The sequence below is a fragment of the Pseudoalteromonas sp. SA25 genome (assembly GCF_011378705.1).
Classification (GTDB): Bacteria; Pseudomonadota; Gammaproteobacteria; order Enterobacterales; family Alteromonadaceae; genus Pseudoalteromonas; species Pseudoalteromonas arctica.
Genome location: NZ_WTKV01000002.1, coordinates 96,366 through 111,775 on the forward strand (window position 1 = coordinate 96,366; position 15,410 = coordinate 111,775).

The following is a 15,410-nucleotide window of genomic DNA, read 5'->3' on the forward strand; positions in this document are numbered from 1 at the left end:
TTTTTTGGTATAACTCACCCATTAGTAATACATGTCAGACCACCTTAAGAGAACATACTATGCCTTACGCACATATCACTGGTTGGGGTAAATGCATTCCACCAGCAAGCATTAGCAACGATGAAATTAGTGAAATAGTTGATACCACCGACGAGTGGATAACCTCGCGTACAGGCATTAAATCTCGCCGAGTGAGCCATGTAAGTACCGCCGAGCTGGCAACCGTTGCTGCTAAGCATGCTATTGCGTGCGCAGGCGTTGATCCTAAAGATATTGATTTAGTAATATTAGCAACCTGTACACCTTCTACTGTTGTGGCAAATACCGCCTCACAAGTGCAAAAAAACATTGGTGCAACAGGCGCTGCCGCAATGGATACAAACGCGGCATGTTCGGGCTTTTTATATGCATTGCAAGCTGCTACAGCACAAATTCAAGCGGGTATGATCAAAAAAGCAGTGGTCATTGCCGCTGAGCGTATGACCTGGTACGTAAACTGGGCACGTCGCGATAGCGCTGTTTTATTTGGCGATGGCGCAGGTGCAGTAGTACTTGAAGCGGCAGATACGCCAGCTGGTTTACTAGCAACCAAAACTGGTTGTGACAGTGAAGACCGCGATATTTTACACATCACTAACTTTGGTAGTGATTTAAATAAATATGAGCCAATTGGTCCATCTGATTTATTATTCGAAGGTCGTGAAATTTTCAAACGTGCTGTTAAAGGCATGAGCGAAGCGTGCGACGATGTACTTAAACAAGCCAATTTGAGCCTTGATGACATTAATGTACTCGTTCCACACCAAGCTAACTTACGTATTATTCAGGCTATTCAGCATCGTTTAAAAGTACCTGACGAAAAAGTAATGGTTAACATTGGTGAGTATGGTAATACCTCTGCTGCTACGATTGCTATTGCGTTATGTGAAGCCGTTGAGCAAGGGTTAATTAAACCGCATTCAAACATTATGTCTGCTGCATTTGGTGCAGGCCTTACCTGGGCTGCAAGTTACATAAAATGGGGCGAACGCGTAACGCCTATTAGTGTAAGCGATGCCGCTTTACCGCCATGTGATAAAACCGGTTTAGAACTTGTAGCACCGGCCGTTAAAGCATGTAAAGAAGCGCAGCCAAGCTAACACAAGATGTAATAAGCCACATTTAAAACGCACTTATTTAAGTGCGTTTTTGCTTTTTAAGGAATTAAATTTGAAACTTTTAGGGATTCATCACGCTGCGATTATTTGTAGTGACTATGCGCGTTCTAAACACTTTTATAGCAATGTACTTAAACTTAACGTTATTAATGAGCATTTTAGAGCTGATCGTAATTCATATAAATTAGATTTAGCCATGCCCGATGGTAGCCAAATAGAGCTATTTTCGTTTGATGGATCGCCCGCAAGACCAAGCTATCCCGAAGCACAAGGCTTAAGACATTTAGCTTTTAAGGTAGCGGATGTACAGATTGCAAAAACGTATTTAGAGTCGTGCGAAGTAAATGTTGAGGATATTAGAGTGGATGAAATAACCGGCAAAAAGTTTACCTTTTTTGCCGATCCAGATAACTTGCCACTTGAGCTTTATGAGGTTTAAAACTCATAAGCTCAAGTTCTTACTATTGAATCAAAAACTTATTTATTAAAACGATTTTGTAAGTAGTTAAATACAGCACGAATACCTAATGCTTCACCACCCGTTGGACGACCTGGTAATGCACGTAAGTTCCACGCCATTACATCAAAATGTACCCACGGTGTTGTTGGCTCAACAAATTCTTTTAAGTAAAGCGCTGCAGTAATAGCACCACCAAACGGTGTACTTGCGCAGTTTGCCATATCGGCTACATCACTTTTTAGTAAGCTTTTGTATTGCTCAAACAACGGAAGTTGCCAAACAGGATCATGGACACTTAAACCTGCATCAATAATACCGTTTGCTACATCGCGCTCTGTTGAGAAAAAGCCCGGAAGCTCCGTGCCTAACGCAACACGACATGCACCCGTGAGGGTAGCAAAATCAATAATTAGCTCAGGATTATCGTTTTGTGCTTCGCTTAATGCATCACACAATACTAAGCGCCCTTCTGCGTCTGTATTATCAATTTCGACCATAATGCCTTTGCGTGTTTTAACAACATCGCCAGGGCGAAATGCATTGCGCGATACTGCATTTTCAACAGCAGGTACAAGTACACGTAATCTAATTGGTAAGTTAGCTGCCATAATAAGCTGCGCTAGTGCAATTACATGCGCGGCGCCGCCCATGTCTTTTTTCATGTTACGCATGCCAGAGCTCGGTTTTAAATCAAGTCCGCCTGAGTCAAAACATACGCCCTTACCTACTAGTGTAATTAATGGAGCATCTGTTGCACCCCATTTTAAATCGAGTAAACGCGGTTTATTTTCGCTTGCACGGCCCACCATGTGAATAGTCGGGTAGTTTTGCTCTAGTAACTCATCGCCAATCCACTGTGAAAATTCGCCATTGTAAGTTGCAGCTAAATCTTCCATTACTTGCGATAAATGTTGCGGCATCATGTCTACCGCTGGCGTATTAACTAAATCACGTGCAAGTGTAATGGCATCAGCTTGTTGGCTAATACGCTCAAACAACGCTTTATCGCTAATGGCTAATTGCGCTTTTGCTGTTGGTTTTTCTTTATATTCACTAAATTCGTAACCACCAAGCACAAACCCTAAAGCAACTTGCTCTACAAAAGCGCTCTCGCCTTGAATTTGATAAGTACCAGTAGGAAGTGTATTTGCTAAATTACCCGCAGCCCAAAAATCATCGCTACTTTGCATTAAACAAAATACCTGGCTTAACTCGCCCGTCTTAGCATCAGGGATTAAAGCAACACCTTGCTTTTCGAAACCTGTATTAGTTAACCAATTTTGTATAAATGCAGGCTGCTGTGCTTGCCAGTCAGATAATTCGTTTTTAAGAATAAAAGATAAAGGAATACCAGAAGATGTATGACGTAGTAATGCACTCATTAAAAAGCTCATATAATATAAAAATGGTACTTAAGAGCATATCAATAAGCGCACCTAAAAGGTATCGCTAATTTGAAGGGATTTTAGCTACTTTTTTAAGCTATTTTTGGATTCTTGCTTTTGATTTTCTTGATCTATTTTAGCATCAAGTTCTTTAATAGATTTGTTCATATTAAACGAACTTGGCAGTACATCAACTCCCACTAAACTCCCTAATTTAACAACTAAAGGAATTGTAAGCGGGGCAAAAGGTAATACTGCAAACACACCGAGCCCTAACCCTTTTAAAATATCAACAAATTGTTCATTAGCGCGTTTTAACTCCTCTTTACTTGTTTGGCCTTGAGTGTAGCGCCTATAAATAGAGAGCATTTCTTTGGTTTCTTGTTTTTCTTGCGCAAGTGCAATTTTGAGCGCCACCATAGCACGGCGAAAACGCAGCTGTTGGCGTTTTTTACTAATTTTAACTACCCGCCAAGGTGCACGGTGAATAACTTTATATAATCGCATAACTTTTATTTTCACACAGCAGCACGGGTTCACAAAGAATAATTTACTTACAACATCCTTTAACTTATCCTTTGCACCAAATTAGTATTAAATACATACAACAACACTGAATATGACAAACCAACTACCGCAAAAACCTGAAAAACCAAAATCTGATGAATGTTGTGGTGGCGGCAGTTGCTGCCCCTGCGTGTGGGATGAATATAAAGAAAAATTAGCAACTTGGCGATGCGCACAAAACATTGAAAACCCCACCAAAAAGAAACAAATAAATAACATTTAAATACTGATAACGCATTAATTTTCCTCTCAACAACCCTATTTGCACTTATTTAGTTCATTTTAGCTTTACTTTGCACCATTGTTGCATTTTTTCTTAAATTGAATCTTTTTGTTATCAAATGGTTAATTAGTAATTGCCCTTCCCGTTTTTTACCTATAGTCTGTAAATAGGACTTCACAAAAAGTAAGCTTAATTGATTAGGCTTTTGAGCTAAACCCTCAAACTTATGTGAAACAAAAAATTAAGTTAAAAATAAATGATGTGAAATTAGCATCAAAAATAAGAATTATTCTAACTGGGGAAAATTAGAATGAAATTAAAAAATAATGCGCTAAACCAAGCAATCAAATTTGCTTTAGCTACAACCACTGCAGGGTTGTTTTTTTCGGGTTCTGCTATTGCAGCAGACGAGCAACAGCAAACTAAAGTAAATAAAAACGTAGAGAAAATTGCCGTAGTAGGTACGCGCTCAGCTCCACGTTCAATCGGTGACTCACCAGTTCCAATCGATATTATTGGCGGCGAAGAATTAGAAAGATCAGGCAATACCGACATGCTTGAGCTTTTAAAAGGTGCCGTGCCATCTTTTAACGTACATCAAAATCCTATTAGCGATGCGGCCTCTCTTGTTCGCCCAGCTAACTTACGTGGTTTACCATCAGACAGCACATTGGTTCTTTTAAACGGCAAACGTCGTCATCGTGCTTCTGTAATTGCATTTTTAGGCGGTGGTATTAACGATGGCGCGCAAGGCGCAGATATTTCAGTTATTCCAAGCATTGCTATTAAACAAGTAGAAGTACTTCGTGATGGCGCAGCTGCACAATATGGTTCTGATGCAATCGCGGGTGTAATGAACTTCCAACTAAAAGACGCTTCTGAAGGTGGTAAATTAGAAATCCGCCATGGTCAATTTTATGAAGGTGACGGCGATACAACACAAGTGTCGGGTAACGTGGGTTTACCGTTTACCGACAATGGCTTTGCTAATTTAAGCTTTCAATATAAAACAGCTGATGCAACAAGCCGCTCAGTTCAACGTGCCGATGCCGCAGCACTTTCAGCTGCCGGTGTTCCTGATGTATCTTCTCTTGCACAAGTATGGGGCGCACCAGAAGTAAACGACGATATTACAATTTTTGGTAACGTAGGTTTAGAGCTAACAAACGATTCTGAATTTTACATGTTTGGTAATTACTCTGAACGTGATGTACGTGGTGGCTTTTACTACCGTAACCCGCAAACACGTTCTGGCGTTTACTCAAATGATGGTGGCGAAACACTACTTGTTGCAGATTTAACACCTGATATGAGCGCTAACTGTCCTACTATTGCAATAACAGATGGCAACGTATTAGATGATCCTGCTTATATAAATGGTGTAGCGAACAACCCAGATTGTTTTGCCTTTAACGAAACGCTTCCAGGTGGCTTTACACCTAACTTTGGCGGCAACATTACTGATACTTCTTTAACTATTGGTACTAAAGGGCGATTCACTGGTGGTTTCTTAAAAGATACTTACTATGACTTAAGCGGTACTGTGGGTTTAAATGAATCACGTTACTTCATCTATGACACGGTTAATGCTTCTTTAGGTGCAGATACGCCACGTGATTTCAGTCCGGGTAAATATGAACAGCTAGAGAAAAACTTTAACTTTGATTTATCAAAGGGTGTCGACTTTGGTTTAGCTTATGATGTAAACATTGCCGGTGGTTTTGAATGGCATGAAGAAACATTCACTATCATTTCTGGTGATGAAGAATCTTACACAGCAGGCCCTTTAACAGAGCAAGGTTTTGGTATTGGCTCTAACGGCTTCCCTGGTTTTAAACCATCACAAGCAGGTGAGTTTTCTCGTCGTAACTATGCAGCGTATGTTGATGTTGAAGCACCCTTTACTGAAGATTTCTTAATGGGCGTAGCGCTTCGCTTTGAAGACTACGACAGCTTTGGTACTACAACTAACTACAAAGTAATGGCTCAATACCATTTAACTGAAGATTTAAATATTCGAGGTTCTGTAAGTAGCGGTTTCCGTGCACCTACAGTTGGTCAAGCTAACGTAAGTAACGTACAAACAAGCTTAGACAGCGGTGTATTACAAGATTCAGCGCTTCTTCCGCCAACAAACCCAATTGCAGTGCAATTAGGTGGTACAGAGCTTGAGCCGGAAGAATCACAAAGCTATACACTTGGTGCTGTATACACAATCGGCGAGTTATTTTTAACGCTTGATTACTACAACATTCAAGTAGATGACCGTATTAGCCAATCAGATAAAATCAACTTAAGCCAAGCAGATAAAGATACACTTACAGCCGCTGGAGTTCCTAATGTACAAGGTCTTGCTCAGGTAAGCTTTTTTACAAATGACTTTGATACAACAACTCAAGGTATCGATTTAGTTGCAAACTATACTGCTGAACTAATGGGCGGTAGCTCTACATTTAGCCTTGCTTATAACTGGAATGATACTGAAGTAACTCAATTTAGTGAAATTACAGGTGCGTTTAAAGTTAAACGCTTAGAAGAAGATTTACCTAACCATCGTGCAACGTTCACATTGTCTCAACAATGGGAATCAGTTTCTGCATTTGCTCGTGCAAACTACTACGGCGAATACCAAGGTGTTCACGTTGATTATGATGCAACAGCTAAAACAGCAGATGCTGCAGTCACTATTGATGCTGAAGTAACTTACTTCTTAAATGAATCAGTTAGCTTCTCTGTAGGCGCTCAAAACTTATTCGACCAAGATGCTGAAAAACTTGATTTTGCAGATGCAACGGGTATCCCTAATAACAACTGGGGTGGTCAGTTCTACGAAACATCTCCGTTTGGTATTAACGGTGGCTTTTACTACGCTAAAGCAACATATACTTTTTAAACTATTTTCATGAAGAACCAAAGGCGAAATGTTAAAGACATTTCGCCTTTTTAATTTTATAGTTAATAAAAATAATAATGAACAATACCAATTGCATTGAATAAGTGTTCTATTATAGCGCTCAGAAAATAGCGTAATAACAAGGCGAAAACTATGATATATAGTTGCTCTATATGAATAATTTTTAACGCAGTGAGTACGCTATTTAATGCGATAGAATGATTATTTTTTTAATAAAATTGGTATAACTATGCTACTTAATAAAGCCAACCAACTACTGCAACAAAATAAACTCAAAGAAGCTGAGTTTCATTTTAAAACGCTATTAAATAGTAATCCCGAAAATGGTGAAGCTTTATTTGGCTTAGGCAGAATTGCCCTACGATTAGAGCGTTATGACGCTGCCGTGTACTTACTCCAAAAAGCGTGTGAGCGCATGCCTCATATGCTTGAACCATTACATGCCCTTGCTGATGCATTTAACGGTGTTAATTCGCCAAACGATGCGTTAACGGTGCTCGAATACGCAAAAAAATTAGCAAGTCATAACCCAGAGCCTCATTATTACTTAGCACAGCACTATTTAACACATGGCGAGTTAGATAAAGCCCATACAACCTTTGCTCATGCACTCAGTATTGGGGTATACCCTGTAACAGCTTATATTTTATTTGAACTTGTGCAGTTAGGCCGCTTTGATAAAGAGCATAATTATGTAAGTAATTTACACCACTTACTAACTCAAACGAGCAATTTACGTTTAAAAATGGTGTGTTACTACGCATTAGCAAACAGTTACGATGCACTGGAAGATACCGAGCAAGCATTTAATTATTTTATATTGGCAAATAAATTACAAAAAAAATTAAGTGAATTTAGCACTAAAGATTTAATCCCTTTTTACAATGAAATAATAAAATACAACACCGAGGAATTTATTGCCTCTGCCGATAAAAAATTTACAGGTAATATTACACCTGTCTTTATTATTGGTATGCCTCGTAGTGGCTCTACCCTCCTGGAGCAAATATTGGCAAGCCATAGTCAGTTTTCGAGCCTAGGAGAAAGTACGAGTATTAGTAATAACGCGGTTGCTTTTATCGAACAAAAAACGGGAGTTGCTTACCCGCAATGCTTAGCGCATTTAACGCCTGACTTAATCAAAAAAGCCCGCGAGCTGTATATCACAACATTAAAAACAGCATCGCCCATCAGACCTTTTATAATAAATAAACTGCCGAGTAATTATCAGTCGCTCGGACTAATATATATCCTATTTCCAAATGCCAAATTTATAAATTTAAGTCGTAATTTTAATGCTACTGCGTTTTCTATTTTCACTAATTACTTTGCCGAAAACGAGCCTTATTTTTGCTCACTACCTGAGTTTAAGCTTTACCATAGTGTGTATGAAAAACTGATGAGCCATTGGCACTCCTTTAAAGGTATGCCAATTTATGATGTCAGTTACGAAGATTTAGTGAGTAACCCAAAAGAGCAGCTAACGCAGTTACTTGGTTTTTTAAACTGTCATTTTGAAGAGCGCTGCTTAGCGTTTTATAAACAAAAAACACCGGTAACCACGTTGAGTAAACATGCTATTCGCCAACCTATTAATAACGCCGCAATCGCTAAGTGGGAGCGTTACAAAACACCTCTTTTAAAGTTACTTGATGAGAATTAATCGGATGTGCTTTAAACCAATTAAGTAAATCTTTAAATTGATCATCACGCGCACTTGGGTGGGTAAGCATATTAATATGATCGTAATCAAAATTATGCCCGTGTTTACGACCGTAAATTCGCATTTGTTGAATGCCAGGCCCTGATTCGTCCATAAATTTTTGAATATCGATTGGTTGCGCTAATGCTTTATCTTTTACCGCAGCAATATGAAGCGTTGGCGGTAAATGCAGGTTGTTTAGAGCTTTTGCATAATCAAAATTATCATCAGAATCTATCCATGGCTTCTTTTTAGCCCATTGCATACTTTGATAATGCGACTTTTGAGTTTCGTTATCGCTTCCCCACTTATAACCTTTAGCATTTAAATAGCCGTGTTTTTTAGCAAGTAAAGGTGCCATAAAATACCAAATTAAATTGGCTTGTAATAATTTTTGAGGATGATTATTAAATAAAGAGCGCTTAGAGCCAAAATACACACACGCTTTTACATCATTAATATATTCTGGAAAACGTGCAAACGCGCTGTTCATCAATACCCCGCCCCAAGAGTGAGCGACCCAGTAGTCAGGCTTCTTGCCTTCAATCAACTCTATTTGCTTAATAAAGGCTGGAATATCTTCTAAAATGGCCTCGGTTTGACCGTACTTAGCGTCACTTGAAATAATCGGCTTACTATCACCTCGGCCACGTAAATCAGCCACATAGCATCGGTACCCATGCTCAGCCAAAAAAGGGGCTAGTCCTTTATTAGAATGGGTGTAAAAAATTTTACCGTTTTCTACAGCTCCATGCATAAAAAATACGACAGGCCCTTGCTGATTTTCATCGCTGATACGGCGTAAATGAAGTGTTTGTTGATCAGCTAAATTGATAATTATTGATTGCTGAGAAATCGCCACAGTTATTCCTTTTTATTATTTTCAACTCATCCTACCAGCAATATTAAATATACCAAAGGAAATGTCTGCACTTTACTCATCAGCATTTGTTACAATCACCACATCATATCTGTTGTTAAAATGAAGCCATGAAAGAAAATAAAGCACGTTCAAAATTACACCCTCGTAACCTACATAAAAATGGGTACGACTTCGATTTATTAACAACAGAGCACCCTGCTCTACTGCCTTTTGTTATAACCACACCTGCAGGTACTAAAAGTATTGATTTTAGTGATAACAAAGCCGTTAAAACACTCAATCAAGCCCTTTTGAAAGCACATTATAATATTGATTTTTGGGATATTCCCGAGCACAACTTATGTCCACCTATACCTGGGCGTGTTGACTACATTCATTACTTAGCCGACTTATTAAGTGATGATAACCAACAACAAATACCTTTAGGTAAGCAAATTAAAGTGCTTGATATTGGCACTGGCGCTAACTTAGTTTATCCGCTTACTGGTACAAGTGAATATAAGTGGCATTTTACAGGGACTGATATTGATGCAGCTTCGGTAAAAATAGCAAAGCAAATTGCTCAGTTTAATGGTTTAAAAATAACCCTAAAACAACAAAAAAACGCATCACATATTTTTAAAGGCGTTGTAAATCAAAAAGATTTATACCACTTAACGCTCTGCAACCCTCCGTTTCATGCAAGCGAAGAAGAGGCAAGTAAAGGCAGTGAACGTAAGTGGAAAAACCTAGGAAAAGCACCCAGTAGCACACTTAACTTTGGTGGCCATAATAATGAATTATGGTGTGAAGGCGGTGAAGTACAGTTTATCTCTAACATGATTAAAGAGAGCGAAGACTTTGCAGAGCAAGTACTGTGGTTTACGTCGTTAGTATCCAAAAAAGATAATATTGCAGCTCTTGAAGAAGTATTAAAAGCCCACCCAATAGCACAATATAAAATAGTTGATATGGCACAAGGTCAAAAAATCAGCCGCTTTATTGCATGGACTTACTTTGATAAAGACACTCGTGAGCAAATTTGTAGCGAGCTTGATTAATACCAATTTTATTAAAAACAATAAAAAGGATAAGGCAATCATGATAGATTTTCGCTCTGATACAGTTACAAAACCAACAAACACAATGCGCGATATTATGTACAGCGCACCGGTTGGTGACGATGTATACGGTGATGATGAAAGCGTTAACCAACTAGAAGCCTATGCGTGTAAGCGTTTTAACTTTAAAGCCGCACTTTATTGTAGCTCAGGTACACAAGCCAACTTACTTGCAATAATGGCGCATTGTGAACGAGGTGACGAATACATTTGTGGCCAAAATGCTCACAACTATAAGTTTGAGGGCGGCGGAGCAGCTGTTTTAGGGTCTGTGCAACCACAGCCTATTGAAAACGATGCTGATGGCAGTATACCTTTTAGTAAAATAGCTGCAGCAATAAAACCAGACGATTGTCATTTTGCAAAAACGCGATTACTTAGCTTAGAAAATACCATAGGCGGAAAAGTACTCCCGCTTGAGTACTTAGCCCAAGCTCGTGACTTTGTTAACACGCATAATTTAGCGCTGCACTTAGACGGCGCACGTGCTTTTAATGCCGCTGTTGAGCTAGATATTGATATCACTGAAATTACAAAACACTTTGATTCAGTTTCTATTTGTTTATCTAAAGGTTTGGGGGCGCCCGTAGGCTCTTTATTATTAGGCTCACCAGCACTTATTAATAAAGCAAGACGATGGAGAAAAGTACTTGGTGGCGGTATGCGCCAAGCCGGAATGCTTGCAGCTGCCGGGCAGTTTGCACTTGAGCACAATGTAGAGCGCTTAAAAGACGATCATGCAAATGCACGTTATTTGGCTCAAAAATTAAGTGAAATCAGTGGCTTTACTGTAGATATGAGTAACACCACTAATATGGTTTACGCAACATACACTAGCAGTATAAACATTGAAGAGATTGCTGAGGCACTTAAACAACAAGGTATACTATTTAGCCCAAGCAAGCAGCTTAGGCTAGTAACGCATTTAGATATTACGCGCGAAGATATTGATACATTTTTAAATGCTTTGTCGGCCCATATTTAACGCGGCTTTATAATGTTTGCGGCATACCGAAACATATCGGTCATTGCCGCCAATTTCTACTTGGTTACCATCGGCTATTGCTTCACCATTTTCATCGGTACGCAGTACATGGTTAGCTTTACGTCCGCAGTGGCATACAGTTTTAAGCTCAACTAACTTATCAGCCCACGCAAGCAAATATTGCGACCCTATAAATAGCTCGCCTCTAAAGTCGTTACGCAAGCCATAACACAATACCGGTATACCTAATTCATCAACCACATCGGTTAATTGCATTACTTGTTCTTTTGATAAAAATTGGCACTCGTCAACTAATACACAATGGCGTTTTTTATCATTGTTGAGTGATTGAATAAGATCAAAAACATCTTTGCTAGCATCAAATACATGCGCATCTGCTTGCAAGCCAATACGAGACGATACTTTACCCACGCCTTGTCTATCATCAATGGCAGCAGTAAGGATCACAGGTTCCATGCCACGTTCTTTATAATTAAATGCAGATTGTAATAACGTGGTTGATTTACCTGCATTCATTGCAGAGTAGTAAAAGTATAATTGAGCCATTGTGGTGCCATTTTATAAAAAGTGCGCTTATGCTACCTTAATATTAAATTAATACCAATTTACAAACGCGAATTTAACGAGGTTATTTAAATGTTTGTAAATATTTAATATAGATAGGTGCACTTTCAAACTTTGATAACCATTGCCACATTTCCAAGCTTAGATCGTTATTTTCTTCGTAGAATTTTTTTGAAAAAACAAGGTAACCATGGCTGGTTTCGTAAGGGGGATAAATAGGTTTAACATTATTACCCTCATACGGATAACTCGACACTTTTAAGCCATCAACTTGGCATAGATCAACGCTCGCCTGCACCACGCCCTTATCTAGCAACTCAAAAGCTTTGCTTTTAGAAAACGTATTATGAATAAAAAATGGTTCTTCTTTCAACGCGCTATTTAGTCCATAGCCATTAGGAATGGCTATAGTAAATGCTTTATTTTGAAATACTTCGCGAGTCTCCCATTCTTTATGAAATTTATATCGCCCTATAAGGCAGCTACTAAATTCACTTACTGCATAGTCATCTTGTAACTTACCTTGCTGATCAACAGGGTAAACAGCAACGTTTTCTCGTCCTTTGCGGTAACTGGCAATAACAGCATTAACTCGATTAAATTCTAAATCGCTTAAGCATCTACGCCATGGTTTTCTAACAAACTTAATCTCAACACCATCAATCGCTTTATCTAATAAACTTAAAACCTCAACTGAGGCATCAGGTTGATCAATAGGTAAAGCCTTATCAACACCTAAAAATAGTGGTGCTGCGTTTTTATCTTCATAACAAAAAAGTAATTCTTTGGCCATAACGCCATCGCAAAAAACAATACACTTCAAAACAAAAATATAAAGTAACGTTCTAATTTTCATAGTGATTTTTATTTATAAACTAAATCTACAGTGTAGTATGTAGAACTAAACATACAAAATATTCGTTAAATTAATTTACATTAATCCTTCGTGTTTCAGCAACCAAAGTTTCCTATCAAGCCCACCAGCATAGCCCGTTAACTTTGCATTTGCGCCAATAATTCGGTGGCAAGGCACTATAATACTAATCGGATTTTTACCATTCGCAGCACCTACTGCCCTCACTGCTTTTGGATTATTGAGTTGGTTTGCAATATAGCCGTATGTTTGCGACTTTCCAAAAGGTACCGTTAATAGTGCTTGCCATACGCTTTGTTGAAATGCTGTACCGTTTGTATCAAGTGGTACATCAAAAGTAGTGCGTTTTTTTGCAAAGTACTCATTTAACTGCGCAGCACAAATAAGCACCGCCTTGTTAGCGACTTGCTCAAATGGCGTATGAGGGTGCTCAACTGGAGGATAAAACCCAACGTAACTCACGCCTTTATCAGTCGCTTGAATAATTATGTCGTCTATAGGGCTCGAAATTGATGTTTGAATAATCATTATAATTGCTGCCAAAGTTGAAACGTTAAGTAAGAGCGAAAAGGAGCGCTGTTAGCAGGTACGAAAGGGTTTGCCGCCGCTTGAGCTTTTTTAACACCTAAGTCGCCATCAAGTAATATATCGGGCTGGCTTTGCCCTCGCAACTTTGCATAATTTACTGTCCAAGGACCAATTCCCTTTAAATTAAGCCATTCGTCTAAATCGTCATTTTCAGGATTTAGTGCACAAAACTGGGCTAAGTTGTGTAGCGCATTTTTGCGTGCTTGTGGCATTTTAAAAAATGCAATATCACTATTAGCGACAATTTTAGCCGTAGGGAAGTAAATAACATCGCCCTCTTTTTCGCCTAATTCATCAACTAACTTTGTTACTAAATTATGCGCCGCAGTAACACTCACTTGTTGTCCGAGTACCGCCCTTATACCGGCTTCAAAACTTGACCAAATCCCTGGAAGCCTGAGCCCTTCACATACTGTAAACGCATTGTTTATATTGGCGCTTAAATGCGTTTCAATTAAATTAATATTGGCATCTAAATCAAGCACACGGCGTATATTATTTATAACAGGTTGTAAGTACACCGTATTGTCTATATTGATAGATACACTAAAGTGGTTTTTACTCGCTATAAATTCAGCGGTAAAGCTTCCTTTATATTCCTCACTTGCAAAAGTACGTCCGTAGCTCGTTTGTGTCATCCACTCCATTGGTTTTATCAAGCGCCGTTGTAAAAAGCCCTGCAAAGCAGGCCAATTATAAGGCGGCCTAAATGGCAGGGTTAAAGTGAGTTTTGACGTTGGTTTTTTATCGCCACTGCGCAGCTTCGAGGGAGCTATATTTAACTGCTGTAAAAATGCATCATTAAAACGCCTAATGCTTTTAAAGCCTGCGGCAAACGCTATTTCGGTAAGGGGTAAATGTGTTTCTTGAATCAGTTTTTTAGCAAAGTGGCATTGGTTAAATAATCGATATTGCGTAATCGACACGCCAAAATACTGCTTAAACAACTGCCTTAAATAACGACTACTTATACCTAAACAAGCTGCTAATTTTTCGCAGTCGTGTTCATCATTTTGATCTATTAACTGTTTTGCTCTAAGTGCAGTCGTTTTTGTACCCTGCCATGCTGCGCTGCCAGGGGCACTATCGGGCCTGCAACGAATACAGGGCCTAAAACCATCTTGCGCCGCGTTATGGGCAAACTGATAATAAGCAACGTTTTTTTCGTGAGCCGTTGGTGCAGGGCAAATTGGTCTGCAATAAATACCGGTACTTTTTACCGCTACGTAAAAAAGCCCGTCAAAACGAGGATCGCGACTCTGACGTGCTTTTTGCCAATGTGAAGTGTCCATAAACGGCTCTATAAATTAATCTAATAGAGCCTAGCTTATAGAAAATAAACTGTATTACTAGCCATATTCGGCACTCAACCAATAGCCAATAAATAACGCCTTTGTACTTCTTGCCAATTAATTACATTATAAAATGCAGCAATATAGTCAGGACGCTTATTTTGATACTTCAAATAGTAGGCATGCTCCCATACATCAAGTCCCAAAATAGGGGTATTTCCCTGCATTAAAGGGCAATCTTGATTAGCACTATTTTCTACAATCAACTTTTTATCTGGGGTCACACATAGCCACGCCCAACCACTGCCAAATTGACTAATTGCAGCAGCAGTAAATTGGTCTTTAAACTTATCAAAACTGCCAAACTGTTCATTTATTGCCTGAGCTACACTACCTTCAGGTTCACCTCCTCCTTGAGGGCTCATTACTTGCCAAAATAAGCTGTGATTAAAATGCCCTCCTACATGCTCTTGTACTGCTTTTTGTAGATTACTAGGCAGGCTGTTTATTCCCTTAAGTAATTTTTCAGCATTTGCGGTTGCATATACAGTATCTGCTAAAGCAGCATTGGCTTTATTGATATACGTTTGATGATGCAATGTGTGGTGAATATGCATCGTTTTGCTGTCTAAATGAGGCTCAAGCGCATCATATTCATAATCAAGTGCTGGCAATTTAAACGCCATAAATTACTC

Annotated in this window: 15 protein-coding genes; 7 read left to right on the plus strand and 8 right to left on the minus strand. The window is 39.0% G+C overall.

Translation table 11 applies throughout. The features are described from left to right. Positions 1–59: 59 nt before the first annotated feature. Both GQR45_RS01945 and GQR45_RS01950 read left to right on the plus strand, forming a co-directional pair. On the plus strand, positions 60–1,139 hold the full coding sequence (locus tag GQR45_RS01945; protein ID WP_165724958.1) for a ketoacyl-ACP synthase III: 1,080 nt from the start codon (positions 60–62) through the stop codon (positions 1,137–1,139). A gap of 70 nt (positions 1,140–1,209) precedes the next feature. After that, complete coding sequence (locus GQR45_RS01950) at positions 1,210–1,596, plus strand: VOC family protein (protein ID WP_121953611.1); 387 nt, start codon at positions 1,210–1,212, stop codon at positions 1,594–1,596. 38 nt (positions 1,597–1,634) lie between these two features. On the opposite strand, the gene GQR45_RS01955 is transcribed toward GQR45_RS01950, so the two are convergent. Both GQR45_RS01955 and GQR45_RS01960 read right to left on the minus strand, forming a co-directional pair. Continuing rightward, complete coding sequence (locus GQR45_RS01955) at positions 1,635–2,999, minus strand: leucyl aminopeptidase family protein (RefSeq protein WP_010553989.1); 1,365 nt, start codon at positions 2,997–2,999, stop codon at positions 1,635–1,637. Positions 3,000–3,086: 87 nt separating this feature from the next. Next, positions 3,087–3,509, minus strand: coding sequence for a hypothetical protein (locus GQR45_RS01960; RefSeq protein WP_007582356.1), 423 nt, complete (start codon positions 3,507–3,509; stop codon positions 3,087–3,089). A 112-nt stretch (positions 3,510–3,621) separates the two neighbouring features. On the opposite strand from GQR45_RS01960, the gene GQR45_RS01965 reads away from it, so the two are divergent. From GQR45_RS01965 to GQR45_RS01975, 3 genes are all read left to right on the plus strand, one after another. Next, on the plus strand, positions 3,622–3,792 hold the full coding sequence (locus GQR45_RS01965; protein WP_010553991.1) for an oxidoreductase-like domain-containing protein: 171 nt from the start codon (positions 3,622–3,624) through the stop codon (positions 3,790–3,792). 310 nt (positions 3,793–4,102) lie between these two features. After that, positions 4,103–6,685, plus strand: a complete 2,583-nt coding sequence (locus GQR45_RS01970) for a TonB-dependent receptor (RefSeq protein ID WP_165724959.1) — start codon at positions 4,103–4,105, stop codon at positions 6,683–6,685. 250 nt (positions 6,686–6,935) lie between these two features. Beyond that, positions 6,936–8,369 carry a sulfotransferase gene (locus tag GQR45_RS01975; protein WP_165724960.1) on the plus strand — a complete coding sequence of 478 codons (1,434 nt, stop codon included), beginning with the start codon at positions 6,936–6,938 and terminating at the stop codon, positions 8,367–8,369. Here the strand turns inward: GQR45_RS01975 and GQR45_RS01980 are convergent. Then, positions 8,317–9,270 carry an alpha/beta fold hydrolase gene (locus tag GQR45_RS01980; protein WP_165724961.1) on the minus strand — a complete coding sequence of 318 codons (954 nt, stop codon included), beginning with the start codon at positions 9,268–9,270 and terminating at the stop codon, positions 8,317–8,319. The genes GQR45_RS01975 and GQR45_RS01980 overlap by 53 nt on opposite strands. Positions 9,271–9,398: 128 nt before the next feature. Here GQR45_RS01980 and rlmF point away from each other — a divergent pair, with 128 nt between their 5' ends. After that, complete coding sequence (gene rlmF / locus GQR45_RS01985) at positions 9,399–10,331, plus strand: 23S rRNA (adenine(1618)-N(6))-methyltransferase RlmF (RefSeq protein WP_165724962.1); 933 nt, start codon at positions 9,399–9,401, stop codon at positions 10,329–10,331. Positions 10,332–10,371: 40 nt separating this feature from the next. After that, positions 10,372–11,376, plus strand: coding sequence for a low-specificity L-threonine aldolase (ltaE, locus tag GQR45_RS01990; protein ID WP_165724963.1), 1,005 nt, complete (start codon positions 10,372–10,374; stop codon positions 11,374–11,376). Here the strand turns inward: ltaE and GQR45_RS01995 are convergent. From GQR45_RS01995 to GQR45_RS02015, 5 genes are all read right to left on the minus strand, one after another. Continuing rightward, entirely contained in the window at positions 11,350–11,943 is a 594-nt protein-coding gene (locus GQR45_RS01995; protein ID WP_007582344.1) for a thymidine kinase, read from the minus strand. The genes ltaE and GQR45_RS01995 overlap by 27 nt on opposite strands. 82 nt (positions 11,944–12,025) lie before the next feature. After that, positions 12,026–12,754, minus strand: coding sequence for an amino acid ABC transporter substrate-binding protein (locus GQR45_RS02000; protein WP_240920110.1), 729 nt, complete (start codon positions 12,752–12,754; stop codon positions 12,026–12,028). Between the two features lie 138 nt (positions 12,755–12,892). After that, on the minus strand, positions 12,893–13,363 hold the full coding sequence (locus GQR45_RS02005) for a methylated-DNA--[protein]-cysteine S-methyltransferase (protein ID WP_024591856.1): 471 nt from the start codon (positions 13,361–13,363) through the stop codon (positions 12,893–12,895). Then, positions 13,363–14,715 carry an AlkA N-terminal domain-containing protein gene (locus tag GQR45_RS02010; protein WP_165724965.1) on the minus strand — a complete coding sequence of 451 codons (1,353 nt, stop codon included), beginning with the start codon at positions 14,713–14,715 and terminating at the stop codon, positions 13,363–13,365. Before GQR45_RS02010 ends, GQR45_RS02005 begins: the two co-directional genes overlap by 1 nt. A 74-nt stretch (positions 14,716–14,789) precedes the next feature. Further along, the gene (locus GQR45_RS02015) at positions 14,790–15,401 is read right to left on the minus strand and encodes a superoxide dismutase (protein WP_165724966.1); all 612 of its coding nucleotides are present in this window, start codon (positions 15,399–15,401) and stop codon (positions 14,790–14,792) included. Positions 15,402–15,410 lie beyond the last annotated feature (9 nt).

Bases quoted from the DNA above. Each gene is read 5' to 3' on its own strand.
- GQR45_RS01960 (WP_007582356.1), bottom strand. From the start codon at position 3,509: ATGCGATTATATAAAGTTATTCACCGTGCACCTTGGCGGGTAGTTAAA.
- GQR45_RS01975 (WP_165724960.1), top strand. From the start codon at position 6,936: ATGCTACTTAATAAAGCCAACCAACTACTGCAACAAAATAAACTCAAA.
- ltaE (WP_165724963.1), top strand. From the start codon at position 10,372: ATGATAGATTTTCGCTCTGATACAGTTACAAAACCAACAAACACAATG.
- rlmF (WP_165724962.1), top strand. From the start codon at position 9,399: ATGAAAGAAAATAAAGCACGTTCAAAATTACACCCTCGTAACCTACAT.
- GQR45_RS01995 (WP_007582344.1), bottom strand. From the start codon at position 11,943: ATGGCTCAATTATACTTTTACTACTCTGCAATGAATGCAGGTAAATCA.
- GQR45_RS01945 (WP_165724958.1), top strand. From the start codon at position 60: ATGCCTTACGCACATATCACTGGTTGGGGTAAATGCATTCCACCAGCA.
- GQR45_RS02005 (WP_024591856.1), bottom strand. From the start codon at position 13,363: ATGATTATTCAAACATCAATTTCGAGCCCTATAGACGACATAATTATT.
- GQR45_RS02010 (WP_165724965.1), bottom strand. From the start codon at position 14,715: ATGGACACTTCACATTGGCAAAAAGCACGTCAGAGTCGCGATCCTCGT.
- GQR45_RS01970 (WP_165724959.1), top strand. From the start codon at position 4,103: ATGAAATTAAAAAATAATGCGCTAAACCAAGCAATCAAATTTGCTTTA.
- GQR45_RS01965 (WP_010553991.1), top strand. From the start codon at position 3,622: ATGACAAACCAACTACCGCAAAAACCTGAAAAACCAAAATCTGATGAA.
- GQR45_RS02015 (WP_165724966.1), bottom strand. From the start codon at position 15,401: ATGGCGTTTAAATTGCCAGCACTTGATTATGAATATGATGCGCTTGAG.
- GQR45_RS01955 (WP_010553989.1), bottom strand. From the start codon at position 2,999: ATGAGTGCATTACTACGTCATACATCTTCTGGTATTCCTTTATCTTTT.
- GQR45_RS02000 (WP_240920110.1), bottom strand. From the start codon at position 12,754: ATGGCCAAAGAATTACTTTTTTGTTATGAAGATAAAAACGCAGCACCA.